Source organism: Streptomyces sp. SID5464 (genome assembly GCF_009862985.1).
Lineage (GTDB): Bacteria > Actinomycetota > Actinomycetes > Streptomycetales > Streptomycetaceae > Streptomyces > Streptomyces chartreusis_D.
Window position 1 is genome coordinate 49,971 of the sequence record NZ_WWIQ01000079.1, and the last position, 18,872, is coordinate 68,842.

Sequence of the window (18,872 nt, forward strand, 5' to 3'; positions counted from 1 at the left end):
GCGGACGGGGTAGCGTCCGCACCGTGAGGTGATCTCTCCCGCGGTGTCCCGGACACCGCAGACGCGAACCCGACCCGTACCCCTGACGTTCCGCGGGGAGACATCACCATGCACATCGCCTTGGGCGACACTCCTGACGACACGCTGGCCGCCTTCACCGCACGGGCGGCCGCCGATCCCGGCGTCGTCGGACTGGTCCTGAGCGGCTCCCAGGTCCACGAGGGCATGCCGACGGTCCACTCCGACTACGACCTGCATGTGATCCTGCGGGACCAGCACGCCTCGCCGATCGCCGGGTTGGACTGGTTCCGTTCCGCGCACCTGGACCTCGTGGTCATCGAGCTGGCGGAGTTCCGCACCCGCGGCATGCCCGGCCGGCCGGACCACTTCGCGCGCTACTCCTACGTCCACGCCAAGGTACTGCTCGACCGGCTCGACGGTGCCATCGCCCGGATCCTCGACGAGAAACGGACGCTGGGCGAAACCGAGGCCCGGGCCGCCGTCGACGGCTGGCTCGACGCGTACGTCAACCAGACCTACCGCTCCCTGAAGAGCTACCGCGACGGCCGCCCCGACATGGGCCACCTGGACGCCGCCGAGTCCGTCCCCTACGCGCTGGAGGTGCTCTTCGCCCTGCACCGCCGCGTCCGGCCGTACAACAAGTACCTCCGGTGGGAGCTGGAGCGGCAGCCGCTGGGCGAGCCCCGCTGGGACGCGAGCCGGCTCCTGCCGGTCGTCCGCCGCATCCTGGCCGACGGCGACCCGCCCACCCAGCGGGCCCTCTTCGCCGGCGTCGAGGAGACGGCACGGCGGGCCGGCCACGACCGGGTGCTCGACTCCTGGGGCGCGGATCTGGAGCTGCTGCGTCACCCACGTCGCCCATGAGTCACCCCGACCTCAGCGCCGGGCCAGCGCCAGCACGCTCAGACCGAACATCAGGACCCCCAGGGGCAGATGGACCGACGGGACGTGCGCGATGCCGAGCACGACCTGGACCGAGGCGAGCACGAGGAAACCCGACGCGTGCCAGACGGGCCGGGGCGAGCCGCCGCCCGGCTTCCACGCCAGTACCGCCGCGAGCAGGTACAGCATCGACGCCCCGTACATCACGCGGGCTCCGGCACTGTGCAGCGTCTCTCCGTAGGACGAGGTCAGCAGCAGTCCGGCGGAGACCGCCTGAAGGAAGATGGTCAGGGTCTGAAGGGCGATCGCGATCCGCAGGAACGCGGAGCCGCGCTGTGCGCCCGCCGTCGCCGTCGCCGTCACCTGAGTGGCCATGTCACAGTTCCCCTTGTCCGCCCTCGGGCAGTGGATCGATAAGGTCTCACCAGCCCGACGACGCGGGCCCGCGAAAGGTAAGGCGAGGGGGCGGCCGGAAGCATGGGGAGTGCCGGGGCCGGGACGGACGGGACAGCCGGAGAGCGGCGCCAACTGATGAATGTCGCTTACCGGTTGCTCGGTTCGGTGACCGAGGCCGAGGACGCCGTGCAGGACGCCTACGCACGCTGGTACGGGCTGCCCCGCAGTCGGCGGGAGGAGATCCTGTCCCCGGGCGCCTGGCTGACGACGGTCACCGGCCGCATCTGCCTGGACCTGCTCGGCTCGGCGCGGGCCCGCCGTGAACGCTATGTCGGCGCGTGGCTGCCCGAGCCGCTGCCCGACCGCACCGAGTGGGACCGCGCGGGCGGCGCCGCCCCCAACGGGCCCGCGGACCCGGCCGATCAGATCGTCCTGGACGAGTCGGTGTCCATGGCCTTCCTCGTCGTCCTGGAGTCGATGACGCCCGCCGAGCGGGTGGCGTTCGTCCTGCACGACGTCTTCCGGTATCCGTTCGCCGAGATCGCCGGCGTGCTCGGCCGGACTCCCGCGGCCTGCAAGCAACTGGCGGCCTCCGCCCGGCGGCGGGTGGGCGCCGCACGCGCTCCGGTGCCGGCGACCGGTCGGGCCGACGTGGTGCGGCAGGTCAAAGAGGCCTGGGAGACCAAGGACATCGCAGCCCTCGTCGGTCTCCTCGACCCGGCCGCCGTGATGACCGCCGACGGCGGCGGCATGGTCGGCACCGTCCTGCGCCCGGTCGAGGGCGGCGCCCGCATCGCCCAGTACATGGCCGCCATCGCCGACAAGGCTCCGGGGCTCGAACTCCTGGAGCGGACGGTCAACGGCGGGCCGGGCCTGGTGGCCCTGCGGGCCGGCCTCGTCATGACCGTGGCCGCGTTCGACGTCTCCGACGGGCGCGTCACCCGGATCTGGGCGGTCCGCAACCCGGCGAAACTGCGACCGTGGGCGCGGTCGTAGCCCGGTCCGCCGTTTCATCTCCCACTGTTTCCCCCATGTCCCTTGCGCATCACCCGAGTTGGCGTCGAACCTGAACATCGTTCATGTCCCGCTCCGCCTCCCCTACCGGAGACACCCCCACCATGAGACGACTCCTCGGCACCCTCGCCGCCGCCGCTCTGACCCTCACCGGACTGACCGCGACCTCCGCGGCGCCCGCCGCCGCCGCGGACTCCGGCTCCTTCAACGTGCTGACGTACAACATCGCGGGCCTCCCCCTCGGGCTCGGCGACAGCGACCCCGAGACCAACACGCCGCTGATCGGGCAGCGGCTCGGGCCGTACGACATCGTGAACGTGCAGGAGGACTTCAACTACCACGCCTCGCTGTACGCCAACGACAAGCACCCGTACCGCACGGCGACCAGCGGTGGCGCGGCCTTCGGTGACGGGCTCAACACCCTCTCCGACCACCCCTTCGAGGACTTCCAGCGGGTGAAGTGGAAGGACTGCACGGGCACCAACTGCCTGACGCCCAAGGGCTTTTCGCTGGCGCGGGTCAGGATCGCGGAGGGCGTCTTCGTCGACCTGTACAACGTGCACACCAACGCCGACTCGACCGACGACGCGCTCGCGGCACGCCGGGCCAACGTCGAGCAGCTCTCGGACTTCATCCAGGAGAACTCGGCGGGCAACGCGGTGATCGTCATGGGGGACACCAACACGCGGTACACCCGCACCGGCGACAACATCCGCACCCTGCTGTCCGAGAACGGCCTGACGGACGCGTGGGTGAAGCTGGTGAAGGGCGGTACGCCCCCGGCCCAGGGCGGCGACGCGCTGGTCTGTGACGCGGCGGCGCCGGCGAACGACTGCGAGGTCGTGGACAAGGTCCTCTACCGCGGCAGCAAGCTGCTGACCCTGACCGCGACCCGCTACGCCAACGACTGGAAGGCCTTCCTCCGCTCGGACGGCAAGCACCTCTCCGACCACTTCCCGCACACGGTCGACTTCTCCTACACCCTCAACCCCTCCCTGCGCGCGAGCGACTTCTTCGGCGGCCCGCACGGCACGGCCTTCAACGACGCGGACGACCTGCCGGCGAACCCCGCTCCCCGCACCCTCACCCTGCGCGGCGGCACCCGCCTGGACGCGGTGTCCCTGACCCACGACGGCGGGACGGCCCTCACCCACGGCGGCACGGGCGGCACGGCGGCCTCGCTGACACTGGCCCCGGGCGAGCACCTGACCTCGGTGAGGCTGACGCAGGGCCAGAAGGACGGCCGTACCCGGATCTTCTCGGCGACCTTCACGACGGACCGGAACCGCACCCTGTCCGCCGGCACGGCCACGTCCGACGCGAAGACCTTCACGGCCCCCTCCGGCTGGCGGATCGTGGGCTTCACGGGCCGCGCGGGCGGTGAGATCGACAAGCTGGGGGTGGTGTACGCGCCGATCCGCTGAGCTCGTACTACGCTCTTCCCTCATGCCCAGAGCCGGCCTCACGCCCGACCGCCTCGTCGCCGCCGCGGCCGACCTCGCCGACGAGGCCGGCCTGGACCACGTCACCCTCTCCGCCCTGGCCCGCCGCTTCGGGGTGAAGGACGCGAGTCTGTACACCCACGTCCGGAACCTGAAGGACCTGCGCACCCGCCTGGCCCTCCTCGCGGGCGGCGAGATGATCGACCGGATCGCGGCGGCGGTCGAGGGGCGGGAGGCCGGCCGGGACACACTCGGTGCCTTCGCCGGCGCCTACCGGGCCTACGCCCTGGAACACCCCGGCCGGTACGCGGCGACGCAGCTGGCCATCGACCAGGACCTCCTCACGGACTCCCCCGCGATGCGCCGCACGGCCGACGTCACCTACGGCATGCTCCGCGCGTACGGCCTGGAGGAACCCGACCTCACCGACGCCGTGCGCCTGCTGCGCAGCACCTTCCACGGCTACTGCGCCCTGGAGTCCACCGGCGCCTTCGGCGCGCCCCGTGACGTACAGGCGTCCTGGGACAGGGCGATCGACGCCCTGCACGTACTGCTTCGGAACTGGCCCCACGAGAAGAGGACAACCGATGCGTGACACAGCCGGCTCCATAGCGGAGACCTACACGCTCGGCACCGGCCCCTGGACGATGACGCCCGTCACCCGGGGCGCCCTGGGCCAGATCTGGAAGCTTTCCGGAAACGGCTCCTCCTGGGCCGTGAAGGAGCTCCTGTTCGGCTGTGACGAAGCCCAGGTCCGGCGCGAGGCCACGCTCCGGGACTGCGCGGCGGACCTGGGCATCGCCTCGCCCCGGCTCCACACCAACCGCCAGGGCGCGCACGTCTCCCGGCTCGGCCCCTCGGGCGGGTCGTACGTGAAGCTGTACGACTGGGTCGACGGCACCCGCGCGGACGCGTCCGACCCGGACGTCCTGGACTGGTTCGGCCGGGCCATGGCCCTGCTGCACCAAGCCGGTGAGGGCGCCGTCGAGACGCCGGGCGACTGGTACGAGCGGTGTCCCGACGACGCGGACTGGGAGGACGTCCTGAAGAAGGTGCGGGACGCCGGCCTGCCGTGGGCGGACGAGCTGGGCGGGTTCATCGCCACGTCGGCGCCCCGGCTGGCGCACTGGGTGACTCCGTCGGCCCCCGGCGGCCTCGTGACCTCGCACCTCGACCTCCAGCCCCAGAACGTCCTGGTCGGCCCGGCCGGGCCGGTCCTGCTCGACTGGGACAACGCCGGGCCGATCTCGGCGGAACGGGAGTTCGCGCGTGCCGTGTACGTGTGGTCGGGCCGCAACGAGGCGGACATCGCATCCGCCCGACGCCTCGCGCGGGCCTACCGCGATGCCGGGGGCCGGGCCCGGGTCACGGGCCCGGAGTCGTTCTCCATGCTCTTCGCCACGGACCTGAACTACATCCATGTGCAGGCGGAGTGCGCCGTCGATCCGGCGGTGACCGCGGCGCAGCGCGAGTTCGCGGGCCGGCAGGTCGTCACCTGCCTGCGGAGCCTGCCGGACCTCGCTGCCGTATCGCGGCTGGTCGCCGCGCTCGACACCTGACGGAGGCGGCCTACGCAACGACCTACGGATCGGCCAGCGGAACCATCTGACGGGCCACTTCCCCGTACGAGGGTGTCGGGCCCGTCGGCGTCCGGCCGGCCCGGATCTCCGCCGCCGCCTCCAGGGCCGCGCCCAGTGCCCGCCGGTACAGCAGCGAGCCGAGGCTGATCCGGCGTACGCCGGCGTCGGCGAGGTGAGCGACGGCGGGGCCACCCGGCGAGTAGAGGACGTTGAGGGGGGCGTGCACCCGGCGCACCAGGGCGGCGATCCGCCGCAGGTCGGTGAGGCCGGGGACGAACACGCCGTCCGCCCCCGCCTGCTGGTAGGCGTCGAGCCGGGTGAGCGTGTCCGAGGCGTCGCCGTCGCCGAGCCAGTGGGTGTCGGTGCGGGCGTTGACGAAGAGGCCGGGAGCGGCCTTCTTGACCGCGGCGATCTTCGCCGCGTGCCGGTCGACGGGCCCGAGTCCGTCCTCCAGGTTGATGCCGACGACTCCGACGGCGTACAGCTCGCGCGCGAACTCCGCCACCTCGTCCGGGTCGTCGCTGAAGCCGCCCTCGGCGTCGACGGACAGCAGCAACGGCTCCGAGCCGAGGGCGAGGGCCAGCCGGAGCGTCTCCTCCCGGGTCGCCCCCTCGCCGTCGGGCAGTCCCGCGGCCGCGGCCACGCCGAGGCTCGTCGTCCCGATCGCCCGGAACCCCTGCCCGGCGAGCGCCCGCGCGGACGCGCAGTCCCAGGCGTTGGGCAGCAGGAGCGGCTCCCCGACGTGGTGAAGGCCGGCGAAGGCGGTGCCGGCCCCCGGGTGCGGTGTCTGCTTCGGGTGAGCGGTCATGCGGCCAACGCTAGGTGCCGATCACTTCGGCGCGGACCGAAGTGCCGCCGGCAGAGGCCGGCTCATGCCGTGAGCGGCGCGACCTCCACTCCCGAAGCATCCAGCCTGGCCCGCACCCCGTCCCCGTCGCTCCAGCGGACCTCCAGCGCCCCGTCCTCGTCCGTCCGTACACCGGCCAGCTCCGCCAGCGGGACCGGGTGCGGCTCCCCCGTCAGCCGGGCCAGGGCGACGAAGAGGGTGGCGCCCTCGCCGGTGACGCCGGTGAGGGCGTCGTCGAGGCCTGCCACGGGCAGGAGTTCGGCCCGCAGGCCCGCCCCCGCCGGCCAGCCGGTCACCCGCACCGGCGTCCCGGCCTCCGTCCCCGTCACCAGGTGCGCCCGCACCTCCGCCGCCCCGCGCGCCAGCACCACGCTCGTCACCCGGGCTCCCCCGCCCGCGGTGTGCCGCGAGGCCGCCCAGCCCTCGCCGACGCCCAGCGGCCGAATGCCGGTGCGGCTCGGGTCGTCGCCGATGATCACGCTGTTGTCGTACGACAAGGAGGACGAAGCCGACGAGGCCGACGAGGACGGGGCCGTCACGGTCGAGTAGGCAAGCCGCGTGTAGTACGGGTCGTAGCGGACGTCCTCGCTGCCGTGGTTGTGCAGGCGGACCACGCCGTCGGTACGGGTGGACTGCAGCAGCCAGTTGGGCGGGCCGACGGGGGTGACGGAGTCCGCGCGTTCGACCGGGGCGGGTTCCTCCGCCGCCGTCCACACCTCGTGGCCGGGCGGCAGGAGCAGGCCGAGGAAGCCCTTGCTCGCCCAGTACGGGGAGGCCGGGCCCGAGTAGCCCTGGAGGACGGACTCGTCGGGGCCGTGCCAGCCCAGGGACAGCAGGCCCCGCTCGTCGACCGCGCCCCGGTCGAGGAAGTAGCGCAGTGCCCCCGAGGCCAGGCGCCGGGTCTCGCCCGGGGAGAGGGGCGTACGGCCGGTCAGCGCGCCCAGCCACAGCGGTGCCGTCGTCGCGAAGCGGTACGTCAGGGACCGGCCCTGGTGCAGGGGGGCGCCGTCGCCGCCGAACAGGCGGGCGTAGTCGGAGAGGTGGCGTTCGAGCCGCTCCCCGTACAGGTCCAGCAGGCGCTCGTCCCGTTCCAGCCAGGCGTGCAGCACCGGGTAGAGGTGCATCGCCCAGCCGTTGTAGTAGTCGAACTTGCGGCCGTCGCCGTCGGTGTACCAGCCGTCGCCCACGTACCACTGCTCGATGCGCTCCAGGCCGCGGTCGATCGCCGCGCGGGACGCGTCCGGCTCGTGTCCGATCTCGGCCAGGAAGCCGCCCACCGTGACCGGGAACAGCTCCCAGTTGCAGGGCCACGCCTCGGCGGTGAGCGCGTCGCCGAGCCAGCCCGCCGCCCGCTGCCGCACGCCGTCGTCCAGCCGGTCCCACAGCAGCTCCCGTGTCAGCCGCAGGGCGAGTGCGATCGACGCCGCCTCCACCAGGGGCTGGCTGCGGTCCTCGATGCGGGGCCAGACGCCCGAGACGCCGGCGGCCAGACCGTCGGCGTAGCGCTCCAGGGCCTTCTCGTCGCGGCGGAAGGCGGCCAGCAGCAGGGTGCGGGCGTAGCCCTCCAGGCCGTCGGAGAGGCGGCCCGACCAGCTGGTCCGGTCGCCGGGCAGGTGGTAGAGCGCGCGGTCCTCGCTCGCGTACGGCTCGACGGCGGTGAGCAGGGCGTCGGCCGCCGCCTCCCAGTGGGCGCGGGTGTAGCCGGTGAACGAGGAGGCCGTGCGGTCGTCGGGAGGCAGCTGCATCGCGTCTCTTTCGTGCTGGGACAGGTCGTCGGAACGGTCTGGACCTGGAGCGCCCCGGTTCCGGTCGGGGCGCCCCAGGGGTTCATCCCACCCGCACCTTGCCCTTCGGCACCAGATGCCGGGTGACGAGTTCGTCGCGGACGAGTTGCGCGTAGGCCGTCGCACCGCGCACGGAGGTGTGCGTGTTGTCCCGCTTCTCGTTGTAGAGGTACAGGGACTTGGAACCCTCCACGCCCAGGGACTCGACGAGCGCCTTCGTCTTGGCCGTGAGGTCGATCAGGGGCACGTCCTGCGCGGCGGCGACGGAGCGGGTGACCGCCGGGTGGTCGACGCCCAGGCCGTTGACCAGGAGCGCGGTTCCGTTGTTCAGCGTGCCGTCGGTGTTGAACCAGCGCCGCACGATGGGAGTGACAAGGACCGGCTGTCCGCCCCGCTCCCGGACGCCCGCCACCAGGGTCTCCAGGTTGGCCCGGTAGGTGGCCTCGTCCGTGGTCTTGTCGTTGTGGGCGAGCTGGACGAGGACCAGGTCGCCGGGGCGGATCAGGGGCCGTACGGTGGCCCACAGCCGCGGGTTCCCCAGATACGTGACCGTACTCTCGCCGGAGTCGGCGTAGTTGGCGACGGACACGCCCCGGCGGAGGTACTGGGGCAGTTGCTGGCCCCAGCCGGAGTACGGGTCGCCGGGCTGGTCGCAGACGGTGGAGTCGCCGACCAGGAAGATCTGTCGGTCGTGTCGGGCCGGGCTGACCTCGACGCCGGCCAGGGCGGGGGCGGTACCGCCGATGCGCAGGTCGAGGCCGGGGGTTCCGTCGGGGCCCGTGGGCTCGCCCTCCGGGGTGCGGACGTTCACGGTGAAGCTGCGGGTGACGCGCTCGCCCGCCGGTGCGGCCGTCTCCGGCAGCAGGGACCGGCGGGTCTCGCCGCTGATGCTGGTGGCGGACGCGGCCTTTCCGCCGAGCAGGACCCGCACGTCGTACGTGCCGGGCGGGACGTCGAAGTGGCAGGCGCTGTCGGTGCAGTGCGCGAGGCCGGGCCTCCCGCTCCCGTCGCCCGCGTGGGCGGGTACGGCGGACAGGGCGGTGCTCAGCGTCACGGCCGCCAGCACGGCGATGTTGAAACGTCTCACTCGCAACTCCTCCGTCACGGTGACAAGACCTGGCGGCTGAACGTATCGCCTCCGGCAAGCGCTTTCTAGCCTTCGACCCGATTTCGCAAAGATGCTGCCCCCCATGATGCGAAAGCCCTTTCGCGAAATCGATTCAACTGTCACTCTCGCTCACACCTCAGCCCCCCACCTCCCGAAGGAGCCACCCCCCATGCCCGGATCCGCGAACAGACCGGTCGGCCGCCGCGCCTTCGTCCTCGGCGCCACCGCCGCCGCCGGCACGGCCCTCACCGGCACGGCGCACGCAGCCGGCTTCGGCTGGAGCGACGACGGCTCGGCCTACGTCGTCGACACCGGCGCCCGGCTGGTCTTCAAGGTGAGCAAGTCCACCGGCGACCTGACCTCCCTGGTCTACCGGGGCACGGAGTACCAGGGCTACGGCGGCATGAACTCCCACATCGAGTCCGGCCTCGGCGCCTCCACCGTCAGCATCAGGCAGTCCGGCTCGACGATCCTGGTCTCGGTCACGCACGGCACGCTCAGGCACTACTACGCGGCCCGCAGTGGCGAGAACAACGTCTACCTGTGGACGAACAAGGCCGACACGTCCGTCTCCGCGACCCGGTACATCGTGCGCGTGAAGAAGGGCGCGTTCCTCAACGACGAGCCCGACTCGTACACGTACGCGCCCACCGCCATCGAGGCCTCGGACGTGTTCCGGAAGTCCGACGGGCAGACCCGCTCCAAGCACTACGCCAAGCGGCGCGTCATGGACTACGACTACATCGGCTGGTCCGCCGGCGGCGTCGGTCTGTGGATGGTGCGCAGCAACCACGAGAAAGCCTCCGGCGGCCCCTTCTACCGATCGCTGCTGCGCCACCAGAGCGCGGACGGCGGCGGCCTGTACGAGATCCTCTACTACGGGCAGAACCAGACCGAGGACCAGCGTTTCGGCCTCCAGGGCCCCTACGTCATCGCCTTCACCGACGGCGGCGCGCCCTCGTCGGCGCTGTTCCCGGGCACGCTGACCACGCCGTGGGCCGACTCGCTCGGCATCGCCGGGTACGTGCCGGCGAGCGGCCGGGGCAAGGTGGCGGGCGTCGGGATGTCCGGGCGGGACACGGCGTACCCGTACACCGTGGGGATCGCCAACGCGGCGGCCCAGTACTGGGGGTCGGCGCGTTCCTCGGACGGTTACTTCTCCCTGTCCGGTGTGCTGCCGGGGACGTACACCCTGACCGTCTTCAAGGGCGAACTGGCCGTGTACACCACGTCGGTGAGCGTGTCGGCAGGCGGCACGACCACGCTGAACACGATCGCGATCCCGTCCTCCAACGATCCCTCCGACGCGAGCGCGATCTGGCGGATCGGCGACTGGAACGGCACGCCGGCCGGGTTCAAGAACGCGGACCTGATGACGTACGCGCATCCCTCCGACGTACGGGCAGCGTCCTGGACGGGGAACGTCGTCATCGGCAACGGCGAGACCGCGGCCTTCCCCTGCTACCTCTGGAAGGACGTCAACAGCGGCATCCTCGTGTACTTCCGGCTGACCGCGGCCCAGGCGGCGACCGCGCACACCCTGCGCATCGGCGTGACGACGGCGTACGCGAACGGCCGCCCCCAGGTCACCGTGAACGACACCTGGACCTCGGCCGTCCCCTCCCCGCCCACCCAGCCGAACACCCGGTCGCTGACCAACGGTTCGTACCGCGGCAACAACCACACGTTCACGTACAGCGTCCCGGCGTCCGCCTGGAAGACGGACGCCGGTCAGTACAACGTGCTCAGTATCGACGTGGTGAGCGGGTCGGGGACGACCGGCTTCCTCAGCGCCGGGACGGCGGTCGACGCGATCGACCTGCTGGCCTAGGCGCACGCGGGGTCGTCAGGTCCCGCGCGTCCACTGCTGGTTGGTTCCGCCGTTGCACGTGTACGTGATGAGCGCGGCGCCGTTGGCGGTGGACGCGCCGTTCACGTCCAGGCACTCGCCGGACGCGCGCGACTTGACGTTCACGTACGAGCCGGTGGTGGTCAGCGACCACTGCTGGCTCGTCGCGGAGGAGCAGTTCTCCTGGGTGACCGTGCTCGCGTTCTCCTGCACGCACAGGGAGCTGTTCCTGACCATCAGCTGGTAGTAACCGCTTCCGACGGACTTGAACCAGTACTTCTGGTTGCCGCCGCCGTTGCAGTCGTACTGCTTGAGCTGGGCGCCCGCCCAGAGCGACTGGCTGGTCACGTCCGCGCACTTGGACGAGTGGCGGGCGACGAGGGTGTTGTAGGTGGCGCTCGTGCCGGAGACGGTCCCGGCGGCCGTGTCGATGGTGACCTCCGGCGACCAGGACATGGCCATCGTGGTCGAGTCGGAGAAGGTCAGCGGCAGCCAGACGTACCGCGAGTCGTTGACGGTCCCGCCGAAGGAGTTGCCCCACCGGTCACCCATGTAGAGGTACGAGGTGCCGGAACCGCCCTGGACCGGCAGTACGTACGCGGTCTGCGAGCCGTACGTCGTCGAGTCGCCGATGTTCTTCATGGCCGACCAGGGTCCGGCGATGTTCGTGGCCGTGGCGTACTGCTGCTGGTTGGGGTTCCAGCCGGTGGCGCCCGAGGTCAGCATGAAGTACACGCCGCCCCGCTTGAACAGGGCCGGCGCCTCGCGGTGGCCGCCCGGCCAGGGGTTGGCGACCAGGCTCGCGATGCCGGTGTAGTCGGCGGTGAGGCGGTAGATCTGGAGGTCGTAGTTCTCGCGCGCGGCGGAGATCATGTACCCGGCGCCGTCGGTGTCGACGAAGACCGTGATGTCGCGGGACATGTGCTGGCCGAGCGGGCGGAAGCTGCCCTTCCAGGTGTAGTTGCCGTCGACGGTGTCGGAGACGGCGACGGCGGCGCGGGCCTCGCTGTAGTCGGTGCCGTTCTCCTTGTGCATCCACATGACGAACTTGCCGGTGGACGCGTTGTACATGACCTTCGGCCGCTCGATGTTGGCGGTCGCCAGTTCCGGGTCGCTGGCCTCGGTCAGGACGTGGTTGCGGAACTCCCAGTTCTTCAGGTCGGTCGAGCGGTAGGCGTCGACGTACCGGAAGGTGTTGTCGGCGTTGCGGTGCTCGCCGAACCAGTAGTAGTAGGAGCCGACCTTGATCACCCCGCCGCCGTGCGCGTGCACGGGGTTGCCCGAGCTGTCGGTGAACTGGGTGCCGTTGGTGATGGTCTGGGGCGCGGCCTGGGCGGGGCCGGCGGTGGCGAGGGTGCCGAACACGCCCAGGCACAGGGCGAGGAGGACCGCGTACGCGCGTCTCATCTCAGCCACCCGCCTGCACGGTGTCGGCGACCGGGATGCCGAAGTCCGGGGTGCCGTCCGGCTTCCAGCCGAGCTTCTGGATCCGGGTGTGGCGGTTGGGGTCGTTCAGCGGGTCGCCGTTGATCTCCTTGTACTGGCGGGCGTGGTAGACGAGGACGTCAGTGCGGCCGTCCTCGGCGACCGTGAAGCAGTTGTGGCCGGGGCCGTACTGCTTGGTGGTGTCGTTGCTGGTGAAGACCGGCGTCGGCGACTTGGACCAGCTCATGGGGTCCAGGAGGTGGCTGTCGGCGTCGGCGGTCAGCAGGCCCATGCAGTAGTTGAAGTCGGTGGCACTGGCCGAGTACGTCATGAAGAGGCGGCCGTTGCGCTTGAGGACGTACGGGCCCTCGTTGACCTTGAAGCCGATGCACTCCCAGTCGTACTCGGGGGTGGAGAGCCGCACCTGCGGGCCCTTCAGGGTCCAGGGGTTCGCCATCTCGGACAGGAAGATGCCGGTGTTGTTGTCCATGCCGGGCTCGTGCTGTGCCCAGGCGAGGTAGCGCTTGCCGCGGTGGGTGAAGGTGGTGGCGTCCAGGGAGAACGTCTCCCAGGCCGTCTTCACCTGGCCCTTCTCCACCCAGGTGCCCTTGAAGGGGTCGGGGTGGGCGTTCTCCAGCACCCAGATGCGGATCGCCCAGACGTCCTCGGCGGGCGCGGAGGCGAAGTAGATGTACCACTTGCCGCCGATGCGGTGCAGTTCGGGCGCCCAGATGTGCGCGCCCATGTCGCCGGTGGGGTGGGCACGCCAGATCACGGACTCGGCGGCCGTGCCCAGGCCGTTCAGGGTGCGGGAGCGGCGCAGGATGATGCGGTCGTACTCGGGGGCGGTGGCGGTGAAGTAGTAGAAGCCGTCCTTGTGCCCGTGGATGTGCGGGTCGGCCCGGTTGCGGACGAGCGGGTTCACGAAGGGGGCCGGCTTCGGGGGCCTGGCCCCCGTGGCGGCCTGGGCCACCCCCGGGACGGCGGGGACGGCGGCCAGGGCGCCGGCGGCTGCGGCGCCCTTCAGCAGCAGTCTGCGGCTGGGGACTTCGGGCAGTGCGTGGTCGCGGTCGCGGCTCATGCGGAGGGGCCTGCCTCTCACTGGGGGACACACGGCGTTGTCTGATGCGTCGTCTGACATTTCGAACACCATCTGTCATTACGAACGCCGAAAAGGTAAGAGTGTGCCACGAGGAGGTCAACGGGTCTGACGGGACGAAGACGACCGGGTCCTTGGAAGACAGGGACGGCCGGGTTCTGAAAGGGGCGGCGATACGGATTTCCACTTACCCGGCAACCTTTCCGGCCCCGGCGACCACTGGTGAGTCGACAACGCGCATTCTCCTGAACCACGTAAGGACTCAGCCGTGGCATCCCGTTCCCACCGCCGTCCCCTCCGCAAGCGGCGCAGGGCCCTCGTCTCCGCCGTCGCCGTGGCAGCGGTGGGACTCCTCGTGTCCCTGGTGATGGCGCTCCGCCCCGGCAGCGAGCCGAACACCGTGCAATCCGCTGCCGCGTCCGCCGCCGGCCACCAGTCGGGTCCCCCGGCCACGGCACCGGGACGGAAGCCCGAACCAAAGGCCAAGCCGAAGCCGAACCCGTCCACGGCGTCCCCGACTCCGACGCCGGCCGCCACCACCCCGTCGGCGCGGCCCTCGCCCACCAGCGCCCCGCGGTCCTCACCGCGGCCGGTGTCCGGCACGGCACCGCTGGCGGGCCGAATCCAGCCCCAGGTCACCTACAAGGGAGTCGCCACCCACTACGACGCCGCGGACGGCGACGGCGCCTGCCTGTACGGCCCGAGCCCCGACCTCATGGTCGCGGCGATGAACCACACCGACTACGAGACGTCCAAGGCGTGCGGGGCGTACATCCTCGTCCGCGCGGCGAACGGCGCCTCCGTCACGGTCCGGATCACCAACGAATGCCCGCTGCCCTGCGCCCCCGGGCAGCTCGACCTCAGCAAAGAGGCCTTCGCCAAGCTCGCCGGCCTCTCCGCCGGCCGGATCCCGATCACCTGGAGCCTGCTGAGCCCCGGCACGTCCGACACCGTCTCGGTCCGCTACAAGACCGGCTCCAGCAGCAACTGGTGCGGCATCCAGGCGCTGGGCCACCGCAACCCGCTGGCCCGGCTGGAGGTCAGGACCAGCAGCGGATGGAGCCGGCTGACCCGTACCGAGTACAACTACTTCCTCTCCCCCGACGGCACCGGCTGCGGCGGCCCTCTGCGGCTCACCGACATCTACGGCGAACAACTCACCGTCGACGGCGTCGCACTCCGCCCGGACGCCGTCCAGCCGACCCGCGTCCAGTTCGCCCGGCACTGAGCGGTCCGCAGAAGGACGATGTCGGGAGCGGGTGAACGGTGACGGTCGATTTTCTGTTATCGGCCGCCCGCCGCCCGCGTCTCCGTCACGTGCGCAGCCTCACCCACACCACAGCAACGGCCGCCGGCGTCCTCGCGACGGTCGCCTCCCTGCTCGCCGCTCCCCCGGCGGTGGCGGCCGGGCCCCGGGACGTCACCGCCGACGTGCTGGCCGACCGGGACGTGACGCTCACCGGTGACACCGTCGTCACCGTGCCGCCGGGGACGACGACGTACGACGGCGTGTTCCGAGGCGAGGGCACGCTCACGGTCCGCGGCAGCGGGACGCTGGTCCTCACCCGGGACAGCGACTTCACGCTCCCGGAGTCCCGGCGGCGGCAGCGGGTGCGGACGCTGGGCGGGAACCACCCGTACGTCACCGTCACCCGCCCCGACCCGTCGGCGGTCACCTTGGAGCGCGGCGCGACGCTCCAGTACGGCGACGGCGGTACGACGGGACTGATCGGCCACTTCCCGTACAACACCCCGGCGTTCCGCCTCAACCAGGACAACATCAGGGTCGACGGCACCCTGCGGCTGTCGCTGAGGAGCGCGTACAACCTGGGCACCATCAGCGGCTCCGGGCTGATCACCCAGCCGAGGTTCCTCTGGGGCACCTGGGACCTGTCGGGCACGCACTCCTTCTCCGGGGTGATCGACAACGGCACGCAGCTGAACGCCGGCCGCCCGGAGTACGCGACCTCACTCCCGAACGTCCGCAAGGTCCTCAACCAGGGCACCTGGACCGTCGACACGCCCCTGGGCCGGACCGTCACGATGGGCATGGACTTCTACCAGCGCGAGTACGGCAGCGACATCAACGTCCAGTCGCGGCCCGGCGGCAAGGTGATCCTCACCGGCCAGTACAGCTGGTCGGACCGGGGCGGTGACAGCGACCCGTCGCTGAGCGACCCGGCCCTCAACTGGATGCCCGCCCGCAAGAACGTCAACAAGCGCGGCACCAATATCAAGGGCGCGAACGTCCAGTGGGGCGACGGCACCACGGACAAGATCTTCATGCCGGGCACCGCCGAGACGGTCTACATCAACCTCCTGGCCGCCCGCTCCCGTTCCCGCCTCACCCTCGACTACAACGGCCCGGTGACGCTCGGCGCTCCCATCGGCGGCGGCGACACCCTCTCCGCCCCCGGCGCCGGTGACATCGTCATCGCCGGGACCCCCGGCAACGACGTGACCTTCGCGGCCGTCCAGTACTACGACGGCTCCACGACGGTTCAGAAGGGGGCGGTACTGCGTCTGGGCAGCGGAAAGCGCGGCGGGGACGGCGGGCTGTACACGGCGGGCGCCCACTACAGGGTCGTCAACAACGGCTCACTCGTCCTGCGCAACACGAACCGGCCCCTCACCCTCTCCCGCATCGGCGGCAGCGGCTCGCTCACCCCGTCGGGAGCCGCTACGACGACACTGGCCGGGCCCGCCGTCACGTACACCGGGACGACCACCGTCTCCAAGGGCACACTGGCCCTGCGCAAGGGCGCCACGCTCTCCCGCAGCAAGGCCGTACGGCTCGCGGCCGGGGCCCGGCTGGACGCGGGCCCGGCAGGCGTGCGCGTCGCGACCGCGCTCACCGGCAAGGGCACCGTCGCCGGAGCGGTGACGAACGACGGTGCCGTCACGACCGGCCTCACCGTGAACGGCGCCTACACGCAGAGCCCGAAGGGTTCGCTGATCCTTCGGGACGGGCCGTTGAAGGTGACGGGTGCCGTACGGCTGGCCGGGGACCTCGACGTGTCGGACGTGGGAAGCCGGGCCCGGTCCGGCCGGTCCGGCACCCCCGTTCGTGAAATCACCGTCCTCGACCACCGGGGCGACGGCAGGACCTCGGGGACGTTCAAGGGGCTGCGGCAGGGCGCCCGTCTGAAGCTCGGCGACACCACCTACCGCATCGACTACCGGGCGGGAGACGGGAACGACGTCGCCCTGACGGCCGGAACCACCCCGAGCCCCTCCGCCACCGTGCCCGGGGCGTCCGCGTCCGGCGCCGTGGGGCCCCGGAGCGCCGGGGCGGGCGAGGACGTCGGCTTCGGCTGGTGGCCGTACGCACTCGGGCTGGCCCTCGCTGTCAGCCTCGCCGTACCGATGGCGAGGCGACGCGGCCGGCGCCACCGAGGCGGCGGCCGGCATGCGGCCCGCGCGCGGCAGTGAACCTCACTGCTCGGACTCCCCCCACGACGTGACGACCGCGTCGTCGCCGACGGACACCCTGCCGGGCCGCAGCACGGCGAACTTCGCGCCGAAGGCGACGCCGCCCTCGGCCGCGCGCCGGTAGCCGGCGAGGGTGCGCAGCGGTTCCGGGCCCGCCCTGGCCCCGGATTCCTGCTCGACCAGGGTGACGGCGCAGCGGATGGCGAGCTTGGCATAGCCCAGTTCGGTGTCGCCGATACGGAGGTGTCGGGCACGGTCCTCGGTGTGCGGTTCGTCCCAGCCGTCGAGCACGATGTTGGGGCGGAACCGGTTCATGGGCAGCGGGCCTGTGCCACGTTCGCCCAGTTTCCGGTCGAGGAGGCCGAGGGTGGAGCGCGAGACGACGTGCAGGGCGCAACTGTCGGCGTAGCCGGAGGTGCCGGGTGTCAGACCGTCCGTCACCCGGTCGTGTTCCGGCGGTACGCGCACGAGCCGGCTCCGGGCGCGCAGCACCTCCGAAAGCCAGTCGGCTGCCGCGTCGCCCTGGTCGATGCCCCGGTAGGCGGTCCCGAACAGGTCCACTGTCCGCCGGGTGCCGGTGGTGTCCACAGGGACGTGCAGGGCTTCGGTCCCCGGCGCGCTGAGCGTGAGGCGTTCGCCGTCGGCGGTGACGGCGGGCCGGATGACGGCCAGCCGGGGGTCCCGGCGCTGGGTCCGGTACACGCCCTCTTCGCTGACGACCATGAAGCTGCGGTCGTGCACCAGTCCGGCGGAGGTCAGCAGCGCCTCGGTCGCCGATGTCCCGGCGCATCCCTTGACGGGGTAGTACGACAACTCGACGACCCGGGCCATGCCCTTCCCTTCTCCCGGCAACGAGCGTGAGGCGCCCGGTGTCAGCGGCCGCTCGGCGCCTGCGGAAAGCCGAGCTGTGGTGCCAGCAGCCGGGCCTCGGCCGCCCGGTCGGCGAGGAAGGCGAGGGCCAGGGCGCGTTCGCGGTAACGGAGCGGGGCGGGGACGGTGCCCCGGCCGCCGTAGGCCGGCTGCTCGTCGCCCGCCCGGGCGAGCAGCAGTGCGGTGAGCCAGTCGTACTTCACGGCGGAGGCGCACACGCCGAGCCGTACGAGCCGTTCGTCGCCACGCCAGCCGCTCTCGCGCAGGCCGTGCAGGTAGGCGTCGTACGCCGCCTTGGCCAGGCCGGGGAGGTCGGCGGCGGGGACGAACAGGTCGAAGACGCAGTCGGGGAGGTAGTTGCCGAGGTCCTCGCCGAGCGCGCCGTCCCCGGCGAACGCCCAGTCGAGGACGACACTGTCGCGGCCGTCGGAACGGACGTTGGCCGGCCACTGGTCGAGATGGCTAAAGGCGCGCGGCAGGGACTCCATGACCGTGAGGAACCACTCGCGGTCGTGGTGGAGGCGGACCATGTCCTCGCGCAGGCCCGCCGGGAAGTGCTCCCGGACCAGGGGGTGTCGCCAGGCCTCGTCGTCATCGAGCAGGTCCTGGCCCGTCGTCCTGCCGGCCGTGTAGTCGCGCAGGAAGCGCTGCGACAGCCACGGCCGGTCCTCCCCCGCACCCACCGCGCCCTGCGCGGCCCCGAGCCGGTACGCGTGCTCGACGTGCCGGGCGAGCGGCCAGGCCGTCGCCGGTTCGCCCGGCACGTCCTCCAGCCACAACGCCAGGTCGCCGTCGGGGCGTTCGGCGCAGGCCAGCAGCCGGGGCGCGCGCAGGCCGTGCGGCTGCCAGACCTGGGCGAGCCCCGACCGGTAGACGTACGCCTCGCGGCGCCAGAAGTTCCAGTGCCGTGGGTCGTTGGAGGCGGCCCAGGTGACGCTGGTCTCCTTGGTCCGCGTCAGCACCTTCAGTACGGCCGAACGCCCGCCGGCGGTGACTCGCCACACTCCGGCCGTGACGCCGTTCCACGGGTTGTGCGTGAGCGGCTCGAACACCGCCTTCCCCGCCGGGACTCCCAGGACCTCACGTACTTCGGCATCAGCGACAGCGACCTCGGGCATGCCCC

The 18,872-nt window shown here is 71.8% G+C and carries 16 protein-coding genes; 8 read left to right on the forward strand and 8 right to left on the reverse strand.

Annotated elements, in window-relative coordinates; translation table 11 throughout:
• Positions 1–108 precede the first annotated feature (108 nt).
• Positions 109–885 carry a hypothetical protein gene (locus GTY47_RS39730; protein ID WP_010042476.1) on the forward strand — a complete coding sequence of 259 codons (777 nt, stop codon included), beginning with the start codon at positions 109–111 and terminating at the stop codon, positions 883–885.
• A gap of 12 nt (positions 886–897) precedes the next feature.
• Here the strand turns inward: GTY47_RS39730 and GTY47_RS39735 are convergent, their stop codons facing one another.
• On the reverse strand, positions 898–1,278 hold the full coding sequence (locus tag GTY47_RS39735; protein WP_010042478.1) for a hypothetical protein: 381 nt from the start codon (positions 1,276–1,278) through the stop codon (positions 898–900).
• 102 nt (positions 1,279–1,380) lie between these two features.
• Here GTY47_RS39735 and sigJ point away from each other — a divergent pair, with 102 nt between their 5' ends.
• From sigJ to GTY47_RS39755, 4 genes are all read left to right on the forward strand, one after another.
• The gene (sigJ, locus tag GTY47_RS39740; protein ID WP_029181361.1) at positions 1,381–2,295 is read left to right on the forward strand and encodes an RNA polymerase sigma factor SigJ; all 915 of its coding nucleotides are present in this window, start codon (positions 1,381–1,383) and stop codon (positions 2,293–2,295) included.
• Positions 2,296–2,417: 122 nt separating this feature from the next.
• Positions 2,418–3,737: a jacalin-like lectin gene (locus GTY47_RS39745; RefSeq protein WP_010042482.1), complete on the forward strand. Its 1,320-nt coding sequence runs from the start codon at positions 2,418–2,420 to the stop codon at positions 3,735–3,737.
• Between the two features lie 22 nt (positions 3,738–3,759).
• The gene (locus GTY47_RS39750; protein WP_010042483.1) at positions 3,760–4,350 is read left to right on the forward strand and encodes a TetR-like C-terminal domain-containing protein; all 591 of its coding nucleotides are present in this window, start codon (positions 3,760–3,762) and stop codon (positions 4,348–4,350) included.
• Entirely contained in the window at positions 4,343–5,314 is a 972-nt protein-coding gene (locus tag GTY47_RS39755; RefSeq protein WP_010042485.1) for a phosphotransferase, read from the forward strand. The genes GTY47_RS39750 and GTY47_RS39755 overlap by 8 nt, the downstream gene beginning before the upstream one ends.
• A 22-nt stretch (positions 5,315–5,336) precedes the next feature.
• Here the strand turns inward: GTY47_RS39755 and GTY47_RS39760 are convergent, their stop codons facing one another.
• The 3 genes from GTY47_RS39760 to GTY47_RS39770 all read right to left on the reverse strand — a co-directional run bounded on the left by GTY47_RS39760 (position 5,337) and on the right by GTY47_RS39770 (position 9,053).
• Positions 5,337–6,143, reverse strand: a complete 807-nt coding sequence (locus GTY47_RS39760; RefSeq protein WP_010042488.1) for an isocitrate lyase/phosphoenolpyruvate mutase family protein — start codon at positions 6,141–6,143, stop codon at positions 5,337–5,339.
• 62 nt (positions 6,144–6,205) lie between these two features.
• Complete coding sequence (locus GTY47_RS39765) at positions 6,206–7,927, reverse strand: DUF2264 domain-containing protein (RefSeq protein ID WP_010042490.1); 1,722 nt, start codon at positions 7,925–7,927, stop codon at positions 6,206–6,208.
• Positions 7,928–8,009: 82 nt separating this feature from the next.
• Positions 8,010–9,053 carry a rhamnogalacturonan acetylesterase gene (locus tag GTY47_RS39770; RefSeq protein ID WP_010042491.1) on the reverse strand — a complete coding sequence of 348 codons (1,044 nt, stop codon included), beginning with the start codon at positions 9,051–9,053 and terminating at the stop codon, positions 8,010–8,012.
• Positions 9,054–9,243: 190 nt separating this feature from the next.
• Here GTY47_RS39770 and GTY47_RS39775 point away from each other — a divergent pair, with 190 nt between their 5' ends.
• On the forward strand, positions 9,244–10,905 hold the full coding sequence (locus GTY47_RS39775) for a rhamnogalacturonan lyase B N-terminal domain-containing protein (protein ID WP_010042492.1): 1,662 nt from the start codon (positions 9,244–9,246) through the stop codon (positions 10,903–10,905).
• Positions 10,906–10,920: 15 nt separating this feature from the next.
• Here GTY47_RS39775 and GTY47_RS39780 read toward each other — a convergent pair whose 3' ends face one another.
• Positions 10,921–12,330 carry an RICIN domain-containing protein gene (locus GTY47_RS39780; protein ID WP_010042493.1) on the reverse strand — a complete coding sequence of 470 codons (1,410 nt, stop codon included), beginning with the start codon at positions 12,328–12,330 and terminating at the stop codon, positions 10,921–10,923.
• 1 nt (position 12,331) lies between these two features.
• Entirely contained in the window at positions 12,332–13,429 is a 1,098-nt protein-coding gene (locus GTY47_RS39785) for a glycoside hydrolase family 43 protein (RefSeq protein WP_010042494.1), read from the reverse strand.
• 286 nt (positions 13,430–13,715) lie between these two features.
• Between GTY47_RS39785 and GTY47_RS39790 the strand changes: the two genes are divergently transcribed.
• Both GTY47_RS39790 and GTY47_RS39795 read left to right on the forward strand, forming a co-directional pair.
• Positions 13,716–14,675 carry an expansin EXLX1 family cellulose-binding protein gene (locus GTY47_RS39790; RefSeq protein WP_010042495.1) on the forward strand — a complete coding sequence of 320 codons (960 nt, stop codon included), beginning with the start codon at positions 13,716–13,718 and terminating at the stop codon, positions 14,673–14,675.
• Positions 14,676–14,764: 89 nt separating this feature from the next.
• Positions 14,765–16,879: an autotransporter-associated beta strand repeat-containing protein gene (locus GTY47_RS39795; protein ID WP_010042498.1), complete on the forward strand. Its 2,115-nt coding sequence runs from the start codon at positions 14,765–14,767 to the stop codon at positions 16,877–16,879.
• A 3-nt stretch (positions 16,880–16,882) separates the two neighbouring features.
• Here GTY47_RS39795 and GTY47_RS39800 read toward each other — a convergent pair whose 3' ends face one another.
• A complete protein-coding gene (locus GTY47_RS39800; protein WP_010042501.1) occupies positions 16,883–17,710 on the reverse strand; it encodes an MOSC N-terminal beta barrel domain-containing protein in 828 nt (275 codons plus the stop codon).
• A gap of 41 nt (positions 17,711–17,751) precedes the next feature.
• Complete coding sequence (locus GTY47_RS39805; protein ID WP_010042503.1) at positions 17,752–18,867, reverse strand: aminoglycoside phosphotransferase; 1,116 nt, start codon at positions 18,865–18,867, stop codon at positions 17,752–17,754.
• Positions 18,868–18,872 lie beyond the last annotated feature (5 nt).